Source organism: Pseudomonas sp. LH1G9, assembly GCF_002949975.1.
Classification (GTDB): Bacteria; Pseudomonadota; Gammaproteobacteria; order Pseudomonadales; family Pseudomonadaceae; genus Aquipseudomonas; species Aquipseudomonas veronii.
The window spans coordinates 1,432,882-1,448,352 of record NZ_CP026880.1 but is presented as its reverse complement, the minus strand read 5'-3'; the positions used below and the strand labels follow the sequence as shown (position 1 = coordinate 1,448,352).

Annotated in this window: 15 protein-coding genes and 2 pseudogenes; 8 read left to right on the top strand and 9 right to left on the bottom strand. The window is 63.4% G+C overall.

Translation table 11 applies throughout. The features are described 5' to 3' along the window. Window positions 1-32: 32 nt before the first annotated feature. Entirely contained in the window at window positions 33-857 is an 825-nt protein-coding gene (gene cobA / locus C5F70_RS07020; protein ID WP_017849359.1) for a uroporphyrinogen-III C-methyltransferase, read from the top strand. Next, window positions 854-2,308, top strand: coding sequence for a cytochrome D1 domain-containing protein (locus tag C5F70_RS07015; RefSeq protein ID WP_017849360.1), 1,455 nt, complete (start codon window positions 854-856; stop codon window positions 2,306-2,308). The genes cobA and C5F70_RS07015 overlap by 4 nt, the downstream gene beginning before the upstream one ends. 1,388 nt (window positions 2,309-3,696) lie before the next feature. Here the strand turns inward: C5F70_RS07015 and C5F70_RS07010 are convergent. Further along, window positions 3,697-4,470: an L-iditol 2-dehydrogenase gene (locus C5F70_RS07010; RefSeq protein ID WP_104902996.1), complete on the bottom strand. Its 774-nt coding sequence runs from the start codon at window positions 4,468-4,470 to the stop codon at window positions 3,697-3,699. A 268-nt stretch (window positions 4,471-4,738) separates the two neighbouring features. Here C5F70_RS07010 and C5F70_RS07005 point away from each other — a divergent pair, with 268 nt between their 5' ends. The 3 genes and pseudogenes from C5F70_RS07005 (at window position 4,739) to C5F70_RS06995 (ending at window position 7,190) form a co-directional block, all read left to right on the top strand. Then, window positions 4,739-5,677 carry an AraC family transcriptional regulator gene (locus tag C5F70_RS07005; protein ID WP_046489208.1) on the top strand — a complete coding sequence of 313 codons (939 nt, stop codon included), beginning with the start codon at window positions 4,739-4,741 and terminating at the stop codon, window positions 5,675-5,677. A gap of 41 nt (window positions 5,678-5,718) precedes the next feature. Then, window positions 5,719-6,107: pseudogene (locus tag C5F70_RS07000) on the top strand (outer membrane protein OmpK); the annotation flags it as partial. 54 nt (window positions 6,108-6,161) lie between these two features. Next, entirely contained in the window at window positions 6,162-7,190 is a 1,029-nt protein-coding gene (locus tag C5F70_RS06995) for a purine nucleoside permease (RefSeq protein WP_104902995.1), read from the top strand. Between the two features lie 48 nt (window positions 7,191-7,238). Here the strand turns inward: C5F70_RS06995 and C5F70_RS06990 are convergent, their stop codons facing one another. From C5F70_RS06990 to C5F70_RS06970, 5 genes and pseudogenes are all read right to left on the bottom strand, one after another. Beyond that, a complete protein-coding gene (locus tag C5F70_RS06990) occupies window positions 7,239-8,198 on the bottom strand; it encodes a zinc-binding alcohol dehydrogenase family protein (protein WP_102618441.1) in 960 nt (319 codons plus the stop codon). Between the two features lie 30 nt (window positions 8,199-8,228). Beyond that, complete coding sequence (locus tag C5F70_RS06985; RefSeq protein ID WP_017849167.1) at window positions 8,229-8,402, bottom strand: DUF1427 family protein; 174 nt, start codon at window positions 8,400-8,402, stop codon at window positions 8,229-8,231. Window positions 8,403-8,492: 90 nt separating this feature from the next. Beyond that, the gene (locus C5F70_RS06980) at window positions 8,493-9,257 is read right to left on the bottom strand and encodes a helix-turn-helix transcriptional regulator (protein WP_104902994.1); all 765 of its coding nucleotides are present in this window, start codon (window positions 9,255-9,257) and stop codon (window positions 8,493-8,495) included. A 76-nt stretch (window positions 9,258-9,333) separates the two neighbouring features. Then, window positions 9,334-9,504 carry a metallothionein gene (locus C5F70_RS06975; RefSeq protein ID WP_079444133.1) on the bottom strand — a complete coding sequence of 57 codons (171 nt, stop codon included), beginning with the start codon at window positions 9,502-9,504 and terminating at the stop codon, window positions 9,334-9,336. Window positions 9,505-9,597: 93 nt separating this feature from the next. After that, window positions 9,598-9,732, bottom strand: a pseudogene (locus tag C5F70_RS06970) (DMT family transporter); the annotation flags it as partial. Between the two features lie 111 nt (window positions 9,733-9,843). Here C5F70_RS06970 and C5F70_RS06965 point away from each other — a divergent pair. Both C5F70_RS06965 and C5F70_RS06960 read left to right on the top strand, forming a co-directional pair. Further along, the gene (locus C5F70_RS06965; RefSeq protein WP_226926289.1) at window positions 9,844-10,203 is read left to right on the top strand and encodes a type II toxin-antitoxin system Phd/YefM family antitoxin; all 360 of its coding nucleotides are present in this window, start codon (window positions 9,844-9,846) and stop codon (window positions 10,201-10,203) included. Continuing rightward, entirely contained in the window at window positions 10,200-10,577 is a 378-nt protein-coding gene (locus C5F70_RS06960) for a type II toxin-antitoxin system VapC family toxin (protein WP_026140307.1), read from the top strand. Before C5F70_RS06965 ends, C5F70_RS06960 begins: the two co-directional genes overlap by 4 nt. Before the next feature lie 26 nt (window positions 10,578-10,603). On the opposite strand, the gene C5F70_RS06955 is transcribed toward C5F70_RS06960, so the two are convergent. The 3 genes from C5F70_RS06955 to C5F70_RS06945 all read right to left on the bottom strand — a co-directional run bounded on the left by C5F70_RS06955 (window position 10,604) and on the right by C5F70_RS06945 (window position 14,395). Further along, complete coding sequence (locus tag C5F70_RS06955; RefSeq protein ID WP_017849162.1) at window positions 10,604-11,923, bottom strand: Nramp family divalent metal transporter; 1,320 nt, start codon at window positions 11,921-11,923, stop codon at window positions 10,604-10,606. A 41-nt stretch (window positions 11,924-11,964) separates the two neighbouring features. Then, window positions 11,965-13,518, bottom strand: coding sequence for a DUF726 domain-containing protein (locus tag C5F70_RS06950; RefSeq protein ID WP_104902993.1), 1,554 nt, complete (start codon window positions 13,516-13,518; stop codon window positions 11,965-11,967). 94 nt (window positions 13,519-13,612) lie between these two features. Next, on the bottom strand, window positions 13,613-14,395 hold the full coding sequence (locus C5F70_RS06945; RefSeq protein ID WP_104902992.1) for a helix-turn-helix domain-containing protein: 783 nt from the start codon (window positions 14,393-14,395) through the stop codon (window positions 13,613-13,615). Between the two features lie 102 nt (window positions 14,396-14,497). Between C5F70_RS06945 and C5F70_RS06940 the strand changes: the two genes are divergently transcribed. Continuing rightward, a complete protein-coding gene (locus tag C5F70_RS06940; RefSeq protein ID WP_104902991.1) occupies window positions 14,498-15,382 on the top strand; it encodes an EamA family transporter in 885 nt (294 codons plus the stop codon). Window positions 15,383-15,471: the final 89 nt, after the last annotated feature.

Here is a 15,471-nt window from a genome sequence, read left to right as displayed (position 1 = left end):
CAGCCTACCTGATGATGTATCAAGGACGTCTCATGCACACTCCGACCACCTTACCTGCCAGTTTGCACAGCCCCTTCCACCCCGGCGAAGTCGCCTTGGTGGGCGCCGGCCCCGGCGACCCGCGCCTGCTGACCCTGCGGGCCTGGAGCCTGCTGATGCAGGCCGATGCGGTGGTCTTCGACCGGTTGATCAGCGCCGAGATGTTGGCGCTGATCCCGCTGACCTGCGCGCGCCATTACGTGGGCAAGGCCAGCGGCTGTCACAGCCTGCCGCAGGATCAACTCAATGAACTGCTGGCCGAACTGGCCGACCAGGGGCAACGGGTGGTGCGCCTCAAGGGCGGCGACCCGTTTATCTTCGGCCGTGGCGCCGAAGAGCTGGAATACCTGCTGGCCCGAGGCGTGCCCTGCCAGGTAGTGCCGGGCATCACCGCCGCGTCCGGGTGCAGCGCCTATGCCGGCATCCCCCTGACCCACCGCGATCTGGTCAACTCCTGCCGCTTCGTCACCGGGCACCTGCAACGCGATGGCGCGTTGAAGCTGCCTTGGGCCAGCCTTGCCGAGCCGAGCCAGACGCTGGTGTTCTACATGGGCCTGTCTAACCTCGCGCTGATCGCCGAACACCTGGTGGCGGCAGGCCTGCCGGCGGACACACCGGCGGCGCTGATCAGCAACGGCGCGCGAGCCGACCAGCAGGTGGCCCGTGGCACCCTGCGCCAGTTGCCGACGATGGCCGCCGACTGCGAACCCGGTGTGCCGACCCTGACGGTGATCGGCCATGTGGTCAACCTGTTCGCCGGAGCCGCCCTGCACTTCCCTGCCAGCCTGTCGCCGGCCCGCGAAGCGGTGGCGGTATGAAACGCCTGCTACTGCTGCCCTTGCTCTGGGCCGCCGCCGCCCACGGCACGCCGGCCGAGGACTACCAGCGTCACTGCGCGAGCTGCCATGGCGTCAACCGCATCGGCGCCAGCGGCCCGGCGTTACTGCCGGAAAGCCTGGGACGGATCAAGCCGGAGGAAGTGCGCAAGGTCATCGAGCAAGGGCGCCCGGCCAGTCAGATGGCGGCGTTTGCACCACAGTTGAGCGCTGCGCAGATCGACGGCTTGGCGAATTTCCTGCAGCAACCGCCTGCCACACCGGCGACATGGAACGCGCAGGACATCCATAACAGCCACACCCTGCTGGCAGACCTGAGCCGCTTGCCGACTACGCCTCAGCATCATGCCGACCCGCTCAACCTGTTTGTGGTGGTAGAGTCCGGCGACCATCACATCGACATTCTCGACGGTGACACCTTTGCCGTGCTGGACCGCTTCCCAACCCATTTCGCGGTCCACGGCGGGCCGAAATTCTCCCCCGATGGGCGCTTTGTGTACTTCGCCTCGCGCGACGGCTGGATCAGCCTGTACGACCTGCACAACCTCAAGCTGATCGCCGAAACCCGCGTGGCGCTCAACACCCGCAACCTCGCGGTGAGCAAGGACGGACGCTGGGTGCTGGTGGGCAATTACCTGCCGGGCAACCTGGTGGTGCTGGATGCCCGGGACCTGTCGCTGGTCAAGACCCTCGACACCGCGTCGCGGGTCAGCGCGGTGTACACCGCTCCGCCGCGCAACAGCTTTATCGTGGCACTCAAGGACGTGAATGAAGTCTGGGAACTGTCCTATGCCGCCGCCCGGCCCAGCTTCGAACCCCGGCGCATCCAGGCCCAGGACGTGCTCGATGACTTTTCGTTTTCCCCGGATTATCGCCAACTGGTCGCCACCTCACGCAAGGCCGGCGGCGGCCAGGTAATCGATCTGGACACCGGCCACGTGGTCACCGACATCCCACTGTCCGGCATGCCGCACCTGGGCTCGGGGACGTATTGGCAGCGCAATGGTGAGTGGGTGTTTGCCACGCCCAATATCAGCAAGGGGCAAATCTCGGTGATCGACCTCAAGACCTGGACGCTGATCAAGCAGATCCCCACCCTCGGCCCGGGCTTTTTCATGCGCAGCCATGCCAATTCGCGTTATGTGTGGAGCGATGTGTTTTTCGGGCCGGACAACGATGCGATTCACCTGATCGACAAACAGACCCTGGAAATCGCCCACACCCTACGCCCAATGCCGGGCAAGACCGCCGCCCACGTGGAATTCACCCGCGACGGCCGCTACCTGTTGCTGAGCATCTGGGCCAACGATGGAGCGTTGATCGTCTATGACAGCCAGACACTCAAGGAGATCAAGCGCATCCCGATGAACAAACCGTCGGGCAAGTACAACGTGGGCAACAAAATCGAATTTGCCGAAGGCACATCACACTGAACCTCGCGCTGGGGACCTGCCCGTCAGCGAGGAAACCCCGGCATGGGTTGAAATGAAAATCGACAGCTCCCCCAAGGAGACCGCGCTGCGGGCGGACATGACGATCTAGTGTGGGAGGTGTCGAGCCCCGGCGAGGCTGCGACGGGGCCGGTACTGCTGATATTTTTGCCGCCTGACCGTCCGCTATCGCAGCCTCGCTGAAGCTCGACAACTCCCACAAGGAGACCGCGCTGCGGGCGGACATGGCGATCTACTGTGGGAAGTGTCGAGCCCCGGCGAGGCTGCGACGGGGCCGGTACTGCTGACATTTTTGCTGCCTGACCGTCCGCTATCGCAGCCTCGCTGAAGCTCGACAGCTCCCACAAGGAGACCGCGCTGCGGGCGGACATGGCGATCTACTGTGGGAGGTGTCGAGCCCCGGCGAGGCTGCGACGAGGCCGGTACTGCTGACTTTTTTGCTGGCTGACAGCCCGCTATCGCAGCCTCGCTGAAGCTCGACAGCTCCCACAAGAAGACCGCGCTGCGGCCGGACATGGCGATCTCCTGTGAGAGATGTCGAGCCCCGGCGAGGCTGCGACGGGGCCGGTACTGCTGACAGTTTTGCTGCCTGACAGCCCGCTATCGCAGCCTCGCTGAAGCTCGACAGCTCCCACAAGGAGACCGCGCTGCGGGCGGACATGGCGATCTACTGTGGGAGGTGTCGAGCCCTGGCGAGGCTGCGACGGGGCCGGTACTGCTGACAGTTTTAGCGCCTGACCGTCCGCTATCGCAGCCTCGCTGAAGCTCGACAGCTCCTACAAAGGGACCGCGCTGCGGGCGGACATGGCGATCTAGTGTGGGAGGTGTCGAGCCCCAGCGAGGCTGCGACGGGGCCGGTACCGCTGACATTTTTGCCGCCTGACCGTCCGCTATCGCAGCCTCGCCGAAGCTCGACAGCTCCCACAAGGAGACCGCGCTGCGGCCGGACATGGCGATCTACTGTGGGAGGTGTCGAGCCCTGGCGAGGCTGCGACGGGGCCGGTACTGCTGACAGTTTTGCTGCCTGACCGTCCGCTATCGCAGCCTCGCTGAAGCTCGACAGCTCCCACAAGAAGACCGCGGTGCGGGCGGACATGGCGATCTAGTGTGGGAGGTGTCGAGCCCCGGCGAGGCTGCGACGGGGCCGGTACTGCTGACTTTCTGCTGCCTGACAGTCCGCTATCGCAGCCTCGCTGAAGCTCGACAACTCCCACAAGGAGACCGCGCTGCGGGCGGACATGGCGATCTAATGTGGGAGGTGTCGAGCCCCGGCGAGGCTGCGACGGGGCCGGTACTGCTGACAGTTTTGCTGCCTGACAGCCCGCTATCGCAGCCTCATGCTCGCTCCCACATGTTGATCGGTGTATGGCCTAACTCATCCAATTACCGCCATCGACGTTGTAGGTCTGGGCGACGACATAGTCGGAGTCCTTCGACGCGAGGAAGATCGCCATACCGGTGAGGTCTTCAGCGGTGCCCATGCGTCCGAACGGCACCTCGTCGCCTACCCGCTGCTTCTTCTCACCCGGCGCCAGGCCTTCGTGCTTGGCGAACAGTGCGTCCACCCCGTCCCAATGCTCGCCGTCGACCACGCCCGGGGCGATGGCGTTGACGTTGATGCCCTGCTTGATCAGGTTCAGCCCCGCCGATTGGGTGAGGCTGATCACCGCCGCCTTGCTCGCGCAGTACACCGCGACCAGCGGCTCGCCGCGCCGCCCCGCCTGGCTGGCCATGTTGATGATCTTGCCGCCGTGGCCCTGGCGGATCATCTGCCGGGCCGCGGCCTGCAGGGTGAACAGGGTGCCGGCGACGTTGATCGAGAACAGCCGCTCGACACTCTCGCGGGTGATGTCGACAATCGGCGCCAGATCGAACAGCGCCGCGTTGTTGATCAGAATATCCAGCTGGCCGGCATGGGCCACCACGGCGGCAATCGCGGCGTCGATCGAAGCCTGGTCGGTGACGTCCATTGCCACCGCGTAAGCCTGCGGACCCAGTTCGGCCGCTGTGACCTGGGCCCGCTGCAGGTCGATATCGGCGATGGCAACCGTGGCGCCTTCATGGATATAGGCCTGGGCAAAGGCGCGACCGATGCCTCGCGCCGATCCGGTGATCAGCGCGCTCTTACCTTCCAGTCGTTTCATGGGGTGCGTGTCCCTCGGGCATTGATGGGGGATAACCGGCGCGATTGATCTCGTGCTCGGCGGTGTCCACCGCTTGTTTTTATGGTCGAGGGCCGATTACAGCAGCTTGGCCGGGCCCTCACAAACCCGTGGCGAATGCCCGACCGATACTTTTTTAACCGCAGGCCCGGGATCAAAAAAGTATCAGTGTCGGGCGAAAGCTTCGGTAGCGCGGCTGTCACCAACACGCGTATTTTGGCGCAATTCCCCAAGTACAAGAGGCATCACCATGCCCATCAGCCGCGCCGAGTTGTTCGAACACCGCCCCGCGGAACTCGAAGTGATCCTGCCCGAGCCGGAACACTGTTTTCGCTGGTTCGAACATGACTACCCCTACGAACTGGCGCGCTGGAATCACCACCCGGAATTCGAGATCCACCTGATCCGCCAAGGCAGCGGCAAGTTGGTGGCGGGCGATTACATCGGCGCATTCAGTGCCGGGCATGTTGCGCTGATCGGCCCGGACCTGCCCCACGACTGGATCGGCGACCTGGCCCCCGGCGAACACCAGAGCGGCCGCGATGTGGTGCTGCAATTCGATGGCAGCGCCCTCCTCGCCCTGCGCAAGACCCTGCCGGAACTCGGCGACGTGCAGCCGTTGTTCGAACAGGCCCGGCGCGGCCTGGCATTCAGCGGCGAAACCGCCGTGCAAGCGGCCCGCCTGCTGGAAGACATCGGCAGCGCCCACGGCCTGCAACGCCTGATCCTGTTCCTGCAACTGCTCGACACCCTCAAGAACGCCCCGCCGCCGCAGGTGAAGGCCCTGGCCAGCCCGTGCTATGCGCCGACCCTGGACGCGCGCAGCGCCGAGCGCATCAACAAGGCGTTCGACTACCTGATGCGCGAATTGACCGGCGATGTGCGCCTGTCGGTAATCGCCCGGCAACTGGAGATGAGCGAAGCGGGCTTCTCACGCTTCTTCAAGCGCAACACCGGCCACGGTTTTATCGACCTGATGCGCAAGTTCCGCATACAGCGGGCGTGCCGGCTGTTGCTGCAAAGCGAGCTGTCCGTGGCGGCGATCTGCTTTGAAGTGGGCTACGCCAACCTGTCCAATTTCAACCGGCACTTTCGCATCGAGATGCACCAGACGCCCAGCGAGTATCGGCGCGAAACGGCCATGCACCTGTTCCAGCGCAGCGAAAAAATGACACCGCGTCAATACTGACCCCAAGAACCCGACATTGATCGGCAGCCAGGACATCAGTCTTCGGCCACAAGGATTGTTTCGAACGGAAGGGGTATATCGACGTGTCGAAGATTCTCGGCATCGGTAACCGTAATGAAAAAGGCGCATGGGATCATGGCTCGCCGCTGTTCATCGAGCACGAACCACGGACCTCCATCGACGATCCGGCGGCGTGCAGCCTGGCCATCGGCGCGGTCAAGGAATGGTACGCGGCCTTTGACTGGATCTACGACCACGGCAGCACAATGGCGCCAGCAATGAATACGCATGGGACGGCCACCGTGCGCAGCTGAAATACTTCGCGCCCATCCGGCAGTTGAACGACGGCGCCTCACTGACCTATATCGGCTTCACCAACTGCGATTTCGGCAAGGACCTGCGCAAGGAAAACCCGGCGCACACCGCTAACATGCTGGGGTTACTACGCCGGCGTAGGCTACCAATTCTGATCAAGGAGTTTTAGATGAGTCTGTTTACCCGTGTCTCGCTGGCCGTCGGCCTGGCGCTGCTGCCCCACCTGGTACTGGCGCAGGCGCCTGCGCCGATCAAGCCCAAGGTGATGCTGGTCACCATGTTCGCCCCCGAGGCGCAAACCTGGATCGATCGCCTGGCGCTCAAGCAGGAAGTCCGCGTGCCGGGCTTGTCCGCCGAATACCCGGTGATTCGTTGCAATACCGAAGACGTCTGCCTGCTGGTGACCGGCATGGGCCAGACCAACGCCGCCGCCTCCACCCTGGCGTTGGCGCTGTCACCCAAGTTCGACCTGCGCCAGAGCTACTTTCTGATCGCCGGGATCGCCGGCATCAGCCCCAAGCACGGCACCCTCGGCACCACCGCCTGGGCGCATTACCTGGTGGAGTTCGGCACCCAGTGGGAAATCGATTCGCGGGACGCGCCCAAAGACTGGCCGACCGGCTACATCGGTATCAACACCAAGGGTCCGAACGAAAAACCGCCGCTGGACTACAAGACCGAAGTGTTCGAGCTGAACCCGAAACTGCAGGCCAAGGCGTTTGCCCTGTCGCAGAAGGTTGAGCTGACGGAAAGCCCGAAATCCAGCGCCTGGCGCAAACACTACCCTGCGGCACCGGCCAACCAACCGCCGCAAGTCACCCGCTGCGACACCCTGGCGGGCAACACCTGGTTCTCCGGCACGCGCCTGAGCGAGCGCGCCGAAGTCTGGACGCGGTTGCTCACCGACAACCAAGGCGAATACTGCACCACCCAGCAGGAAGACAACTCCACCTATGAAGCCCTGCTGCGCGCCAGTCGCGAAGGGCTGGTGGATATCCAGCGCCTGGCGGTGGTACGCGCCGGGTCGGATTTCGACCGGCCTTATCCGGGCTACAGCGAGGTGGATAATCTGCTCAAATATGCGGACCAGGGCGGCTTCGTGCCGGCGCTGGAAAACCTGTACCGCACGGGCAACCCGTTGGTCCAGGCGATCCTGAAGCACTGGTCGGCGTGGGAAAAAGGCGTGCCCGACGCCTAGTCAAAAACCACCGGTGGGAGCGGGTTTGCTCCCACCTGTTCAAGCGCGTCAGGGCAGCAGGACGATCTTATCGGCACTGCCCACATTCACCTCCTCGAAGCATTTCACGCCCTCGGCCAACGCCACTTCGCGCAGGCCGCTCGGCAGCGGCAGCAACCCTTCGTCAAAGAAGTGCCCGAACTGCTCCAGCATCACCGCACATTGCTCGCAGTTGTAGAGCAACGAATTGATCCCCACCACCGAACCGCCCTTGCGATACAGGGCCAGGGCCGGCAGTTGCACATGACCGTCGACCGGCGCGGCGATGATCGCGATGCGCCCGAACGGCGCCAGCCCCGCCACGGCGGCGGGCAACCAGAACCCCGTGGTGTCGAAGATCACATCGGCGCCGCCCTTGAACACGGCATTGACCTGCGCGTCCAAATCCTCCGGCTGGCCCAGGGTAATCGCGGCGATACCTTGCGCCTGCAACACTTCGGCCTGCTCAGGGCGTCGCACCGCCGCCAGTACCTGCGCCCCAAGGATTTTCGCCAAGGCCAACGCCGCACTGCCGACGGCCCCGTTCGCACCGATGACCAGCACCCGCGTGCCCTCGCCGACCGCGCTGCGCTGCAGGGCGTCCCACGCGGTGGTGTACGGCACACCGAGGCTGGCGGCCTGGGCAAAACTCAGGTGGCTGGGTTTGTGCGCCACGCCCTTGGCCGACACAGTGAGGTACTGGGCGTGGGAACCGTCGGCGAAGAAACCGAGGTCACGCCCGGTGCCCCAGACCGCCTGCCCGACCCATTCCTGCGGGCCTTCGACCACCACGCCGGCGAAGTCGCGACCGGGAATGCGCGGCAGCGTGGTGTAGGGAAAGCGACCGAGCACATTCTTCACGTCGCTGGGGTTGAGACCGGCGGCCTTGATCTGTACCAGCACGTCCCCGGCGGCGGGCACCGGGGTGGCGACGTCGACGAAACGCAGGGTGGAGAGGTCGCCGGTGGCGGAAAATTGCAGCGCTTTCATGAGCGGCATCCATCAAAGGGGAAAGGACATTCAGGACAACCAACCACTGACCAATTGACGCCCCATCGGCCACAGTTTTTCGCCGAGCAACATGCCCATCAGGCCTACCAGCGCGATGGCCGGCGGCGCGGGCGAGCGGAAATCCAGCGCACCGTAGATCACGCCGACGAAGAGGCCAATGGCAAGGGAGATCAAGTAACTCATGGGGGCAGCGCCTGGTGGTTGGATGGCGCTCAGTGTAGGAAGCCGCCACCCACCTCATCGGCCAAGTGCTTCAGGATTTCGGCCAAACCTTCAACCGCGGTACTGCGACGGTGCCACGCCGAGTTCACGACGGAACATGTCGCTGAAACTGCTGGGCGAGTAACCCAGGGACCGCGCGATCGCGCTGACTGACTGGCCTTGGATCAACTCAGCCACCGCCGTGGCCAGTTGCACCTGGCGGCGCCATTCGGCGAAGCCCATGCCAAGGTGGTTCTGGAACAGCCGCGCCAAGGTCCGCACACTGGCACCGGCGGCCTCGGCGTGATGCTCGAAGGGAATCGCCAGGGATGGCGCCGCCATCACCGCCTGGCAGGCATTGACCAGGCGGCGGTCAGCCTCCGGCGGCATGGCGATGCGGATTGACGCGCGGCGTGCGCGCTGCAGCTCGAGCAGGGCCAGGCCGACCACCGCGTCGTAATAGCCGGCATCGCCACTGTCGCCCTGCTCCACCAGGGTGACGATCAACTCGCGCAGCAGCCCGCCGACTTCAATCACCTGCACCTGGCTGTCCAGCGTCGCGGCCAGCGCCGGGCGCAGGTAGATATTGCGCATCTGCAAATCCGAGACCACGCGTATCCCATGTTCCACGCCCGGCGGCAGCCAGACGGCGCGTTGGGGCGGCACCACCAGCGCTTCGCGTGGCGTCTCGACCCACATCACCCCGCTCATGGCATAGAGCAACTGGCCCCAGTCATGCCGATGGGGCTCTACGTACCAACCACGCGGGTAGGTCCGCGCCAGCGGTTGCACGGGCACGGCGTGATCACTGAGGTCGGGGGGCGTGGCCAGGGCCATGGGGAACACATCCGGCAAGGGTGAGCGGCCATGGTAATGACCAGCGCCCGACAAACCGAGCGAATTTTTACCGCGCTCAGCCTTTAGCCGACTTGGCGCATTCGCAGCCCGTCGGCGCCACACACGGCTCACCATGGGCATGGTGTTCGGCACAGCCCTGGCAGCAATAGCCCTTACCGTCTTTCATCACCGCCTCCACTCCCAGTACACATTTGCAGTGTGGGCAGGCACAGGTTGTATCTGGCATGGTCAGACTCCTTCGTCATGGTCGTCCCGGTGCGGCGGGCGCCGACACCTTTAGCAGTGACTGCGGACCGGCGCGGATGGTTCCTACCATCAGTCAGTCGGTGCGGGTGTTGCTGCGGTACCTGAACATCAGCGCTAGCGCCAGGCAGGCCATTGCCACGATCCGGCTGCCCGACAGTTCGATGGCCGGGTGGCCCAGCCAGCCGAAATGGTCGATCAGCACGCTCATGGGGAAAACGCCTCGCGGTTAAAGTAGGTCCATTCCGATTTTTCGGGCCACTATTCCTAAGCCCGGCACGCTGCGACAGACTTCGGCGAAACCCTTGTTTGGAGCAATGCCATGGATGTCATGTACCGCAACCCGTCGCGCTCAAAACGGTTGGCGTCAACCAGCGGTCAGGCTGTCTTTGATAGCGCCAGCAGTTCTGGCTATATTTGGCCAAAATATGCGGAGAGCCCCATGATTACAGTGCCGTTGGGCGAAGCCAAAAACACGCTGTCAAAACTGGTTGATGAGGCGGCTGCCGGCAAAATCATCACCATCGCCAAACATGGGCGAGCGATGGCGCAGCTTGTCCCTGTTGGAAAATCCAAAGGCCGGCGAATTGGCGCCATGCAAGGCAAGTTGGTGATCCCGGATGACTTCGACGCGCCTTTGTCCGACGACCTCATCGAAGCGTTCCAGGGCACTCATTCATGAGAGTGCTGCTGGATACCCACATCCTATTGTGGACGTTGAACGATGACCCCAAGCTCTCCAGCAAAGCCCGAAAGCTGATTGAACATGCCGCAGAGATCTACGTCAGTGCCGCCACATTCTGGGAACTGGCGATCAAGGTCGGCCTGGGGAAACTCACTGTCGATCTGGATGAAGTCCGTGAGTGCTGCCTGCAAAGCGGTTTCGTCGAACTCCCCATCACGTCAGAACACGCCATTGCGGTCAAGGATCTCAAGCCTCATCACAAAGACCCTTTCGATCGGCTCATCGCTGCAACCGCCCTGAGCGAACCGATGAAGCTATTGACGGCCGATCCGCAGGTTGCCCAATACACATCGCTGGCGGTCCTGGTGTAGATCGCCCCAGCACCGCGGGCCTTGGATCAAAACAACCACTGCCCGATCAACCACGCATTCGCCCCACTGATCAGCGCAAACAGAAACCACGCGAGCACGCGCGTCGGCAGGCGATTGACGAACGGGCCCATCAGTCGCGCGTCGCCGGTCATGCGGATCAGCGGATACAACGCAAACGGCAACTGCAGGCTGAGCACCACCTGGCTGAGAATCAGCAACTTGCCAATGGCCGCGTCGCCCATCAGCCACACCCCCACGAACGCCGGGATCAGCGCCAGCCCACGGGTGATCAGGCGTCGCTGCCAGCAAGGAATGCGCAGGTCGAGGTAGCCCTCCATGATCACTTGCCCGGCGATGGTGCCGGTGAACGTGGAACTCTGCCCGGAAGCCAGCAAGGCGATGCCGAACAGGATACTGGCGAAGGCGCCGCCGACCAGAGGATCGAGCAAGTGGTAGGCGTCCTGGATCTCGACCACATCGGTATGCCCGGTTTTATGGAACGCAGCGGCGGCAAGCACCAGGATCGCGGCGTTGACCAGCAAGGCCAGGGCCAGGGAGCCGATGGTGTCGATACGCGCCAGCTTGACCGCGTCCTGCTTGCTGGCGAGGTCTTTGCCGATCAGCCGGGTTTGCACGATCGAGCTGTGCAGGTAGAGGTTATGCGGCATCACGGTGGCGCCGAGGATACCAATCGCCAGGTACAACGGCGCGGCATCGCTGATGGCCGACAACGACGGCGCAAAGCCGCTGAACACGTCCGGCCAATAGGGTTTGATCAGCACCAGCTCGATGAAGAAACACACGCCAATGGTGGCGACCAGCGCCAGCATGATTGCTTCCAGGCGACGGAAACCACGGTTTTGCAGGGCCAGCACCAAGAGCGTGTCAAACGCGGTGATGACAATGCCGGTGGTCAACGAAACACCGAGCAGCAGGTGAAACGCCAGGGCGCAGCCGAGCACTTCGGCGAGGTCGGTGGCGATGATGGAAATTTCCGCCAGCACCCACTGGGTGCGGGCCGAGCGTTGGCTGTAGCGTTCGCGGCACAGCTGCGCCAGGTCCTTGCCGGTGGCGATGCCCAGGCGCGAGCACAGGCACTGCACCACCATGCCCGCCAGGCTGGCCAGCAGCACCACGAACAGCAGGTTGTAGCCGTAGCGCGAACCGGCCTCGATCGCCGTGGCCCAGTTGCCCGGGTCCATGTAGCCGATGGAAATCAGCAAGCCGGGGCCGGCAAACATCAGCATCCGTTTGAAAAACGACGCCTTGGGGTCGACGATGACAGAGCCAGCCACTTCCGGCGGGCAAAACGGAGCGGTAGCGATTTTCGGCAGGCTGAATTTCACGCAGTATCCCAGGCAAACACTCTAGACAAGCCCGTAGCTTATCAGTCGGATGCAACCGTTCGCATCACCGTGTCCCGCGGCAGGTCAAACGCTTCGACCACTTGCACCACCAGGTCCATTTCCTGGTTCAACGCTTCGCGCTCCATGCGCTGGCGGATCACCCCGATCACCAATACCGCCAAGGTCGTGATCGAATACGCCGGGCCGGAAAACGCACGCACCCCGCTCACCAGCAACATCGCCGCCGCCAGTGCCTGGCCCACCAGCGGAATCGCCGTGGCCGCGCCGCGCCGCAGGATGAACCCGGTCAGCCCCGCCAACGCCGTACCGCTCAACGCCGTGGCGGCCGAACGGCCGACATCGATGCGATGGAACAGGCCCTGCTCCTTTTGCGTCGCCGCCTGAAGCTCGGCGTCGAACGCCTGGCGGTCGGCGTGGCTGAGTTTGTCCTTGTATTGTTCGATGAGTTTTTCCGCGACCTGCGCTTCGATGTCCGCCAGCACGACGGTCTCCATCGGTTCATCGAACTTGATCCCCAGCCGCTGCGCCACATCCTCGGCGATCTGGCGATACCCCACACCGTGCCCCCGGGCGAGGTTCATGAAGCTGTCGCCGCCCATGCGCTGCAACTCGATGGCCAACTTCAGCGGCTCGCGCACCGTGGCATCAATCGAGGCACTGCGCTTTTGCGCGATCAATTCGGCGAGGAACTTCAGCTCGTCCGGGCGCGCCCGCACCAGCACCGGGAACAGTTCGTCATCTTCTTCGGCAAAGCGCACCTCGCTACTGCGCTGGTCGGCGCGGATCATGCCGCGTCGCTCCTGCAGCAGGTCGGTGTACTGCACCACCGTCTGCAACTGCGGCCAATAGGCCGCGTGATCGAAGCTGGCCAGGTGAACGTTGGTCACCTTGGCCTTGAGCGCGGGCGTGATCGGGATGGCGTAGCGACCGATGCAACGCTCGATATCCGGTTTCATCGCCAGGGCCCAATCCTTACTGGAGTGACAATTGATCACCCGCCCCGAAAGCGCTGCGCACACTTCATCCCAAGGGCTCGACGTACAGATCGCCCCGCCCATCAACAGCAAATGGTTCAACGGCAGTTCGCGCGCAGTGTCGGGGTTGGCCAACACGCTCTTGACCAGGATGCGCGCGCCGAGGGAATGCCCGATCAGGTTGATGCGCCGCACCTGCAGCGACTCGCCGTGGAGGAATTCGGCCAATTCCGGCAACAGGCTGCGGGCCACTTCATCCACCCGCGCCTCGACACTTTTGTAATGGTCGAGAAAATACCCGATCGCCTTGCCCACCCCTACCGTCGCCGCTCCCAGGCCGCCGCCGCCGAGCATCGCGGTGATCACGTCCTTGAACGGTGCGAACAGGTTTTCCAGAAAATGCCCGGCCGGCCAGAACAGCATCAGGTTGGTCGAACCTTCGATACTTGCCAGTTGCGCCGTGAAGTTGCCCAGTTGCTGCCGGTTGAAGAACGCCGAGTAACCGTGAACATAGAGATTGAGCACGTCCCCCTGAGGCTCGCCGCACAGTACGAACGTGGGCTTGCGGGTACGGTGCATTTCATCCCACTGGTGCTGCATGGGCCGATGACTCCTGGTGACGAAGGACGCCGATAGTAACAAAGGGCGGGCCACAGGAAGGTGAATCCTGACGGGCGCGGACGCCGCAACCCCCTCAGAACAACGGCGCGGCCTTTGATTTAGTCAGATAACGCGCCGGGGTATCGCCCAGGTTGCGCCGGAACAACGCAGTGAAGGCGCTGGCACTGCTGAAGCCCAACTCAAACGCCACCTCGGTGACGGACACGCCGTGGCTGAGCCGGGCAGTGGCTTCCAGCAGGCAGACTTGCTGGCGCCAGGCGACGAACGTCATGCCCGTGTTCTCAAGGAAATGGCGGGTAAAGGTGCGCCGGCTCATGCTCGACCACGCGGCCATTTCGTCAATCGAAGTGTGTTGCGTAGGGGCCTCCAGAAAACGCTGGCAGGCGCTCGCCAGCCGTGGCTCGCGGGGCAACGGCGCGCTGAGGGGCAACTCGGGCATCGCTCCGATCTCGTCGATCAGCAGCGTCAGCACGCAGGCCTGCCTGGCATTGGGTAAGGTCGAGGGCTCGATGGCCAGCGCCGCCTGCAACAGATGCCTGAGCAGGGGCGACACTTCAAACACCTGGCAGCGTGCCTGCAACCCCGCCCGTGCGGCGGCGCCGGCGTCCAGGTAGGTATTGAGCATCACCACATCGCCGCGCATCTGCATTTCATGGGGCACGCCGCCGGGCACCCAGATCGCCCGCTGCGGCGGCACCACCCAGTTGCCCAGGTCGGTAAACATTTTCAGCGCTCCGGTGGAGGCGTAGGCGAACTGACCTCGCGGGTGCGTGTGCCGCGCAAATACGGTGCCAGAGGGGTATTCGCGCAGCGTCACCAGCGCGTCGGGGCTGTCGGAATCAAAAGTCGGCATCATGGCCCGATTCTGTCAAAAGTTGACCTGGCATAGCAAGCGGGCCACTGCCCTGCCGCCTAACATCGACGCCTTTGAAGCTGCACTCTGCCTAAAGGAAACCCCATGCAGAAAAAACACCTGGTGCTTGCCGTGCTGGTTACGTTGGTCTGGGGGGTGAACTTCCCCCTGACAAAATTGGGCCTGCGTGCAATCGACCCCTTTGTCCTCACCGGCATACGCTTTGCCCTCGCCGCCCTGCCGCTGGTGTTTTTCATCAAGCGCCCCGCCGTGCGCTTCCACTATGTGGCGGCTTACGGGCTCATCTTCGGGCTGGGGATGTGGGGCGTGATCAACTATGGCATTCAGGTCGGTGTCAGCCCGGGAATCGCCTCGCTGATCATCCAACTCAGCGTGTTTTTCAGCATGGGTTGGGGCTATGTGCTGTTCCAGGAAAAAATCCGCAGGGCCCAAGTGCTCGGCGCCGTGCTCGCGGTGACCGGCCTGGCGGGGATTATCGCGACGCAACACGGCGACCACGCGCTGCTGGGTATTCTGTTGATCGTCTTCAGCGCGCTGGCCTGGAGTGTCGGCAACGTGATCATCAAGCAATCGGGCGTGAAAGAGATCTTCTCGTTCATGGTGTGGGCCAGTCTGTTCCCACCGATTCCGCTGTGGCTCATGGCCTGGTGGCTACACGGCAGCGCAGCGTTCGCCAACGTGGGCGCCAACCTCGACCTGACGGCGGCGGGTTCCATCCTGTTCCAGGTCTACCTGGCCACGCACTTTGCCTACTGGGGCTGGAACTCACTGCTCAAGGCATACCCGGTATCCACCGTAGCGCCGCTGTCCCTGCTGATTCCGGTGTTCGGCATGACCAGTTCGATGCTGATCATCGGCGAGCGCATATCCACGCCCAACCTGCTCTCGATTGCGCTCATCATCACGGGACTGGCCGTGGGGTTGTACCGCACGCCCGCCAGTGCGCCTGGAAAAACACTCAGCCAGTGAAAGACACGCCCGCGAGAACGCGGTCGCCCAGCAAAAAATCACCTGCCCAGCACGATCCCACACTGCAAAAACACAATTATCGACATGTA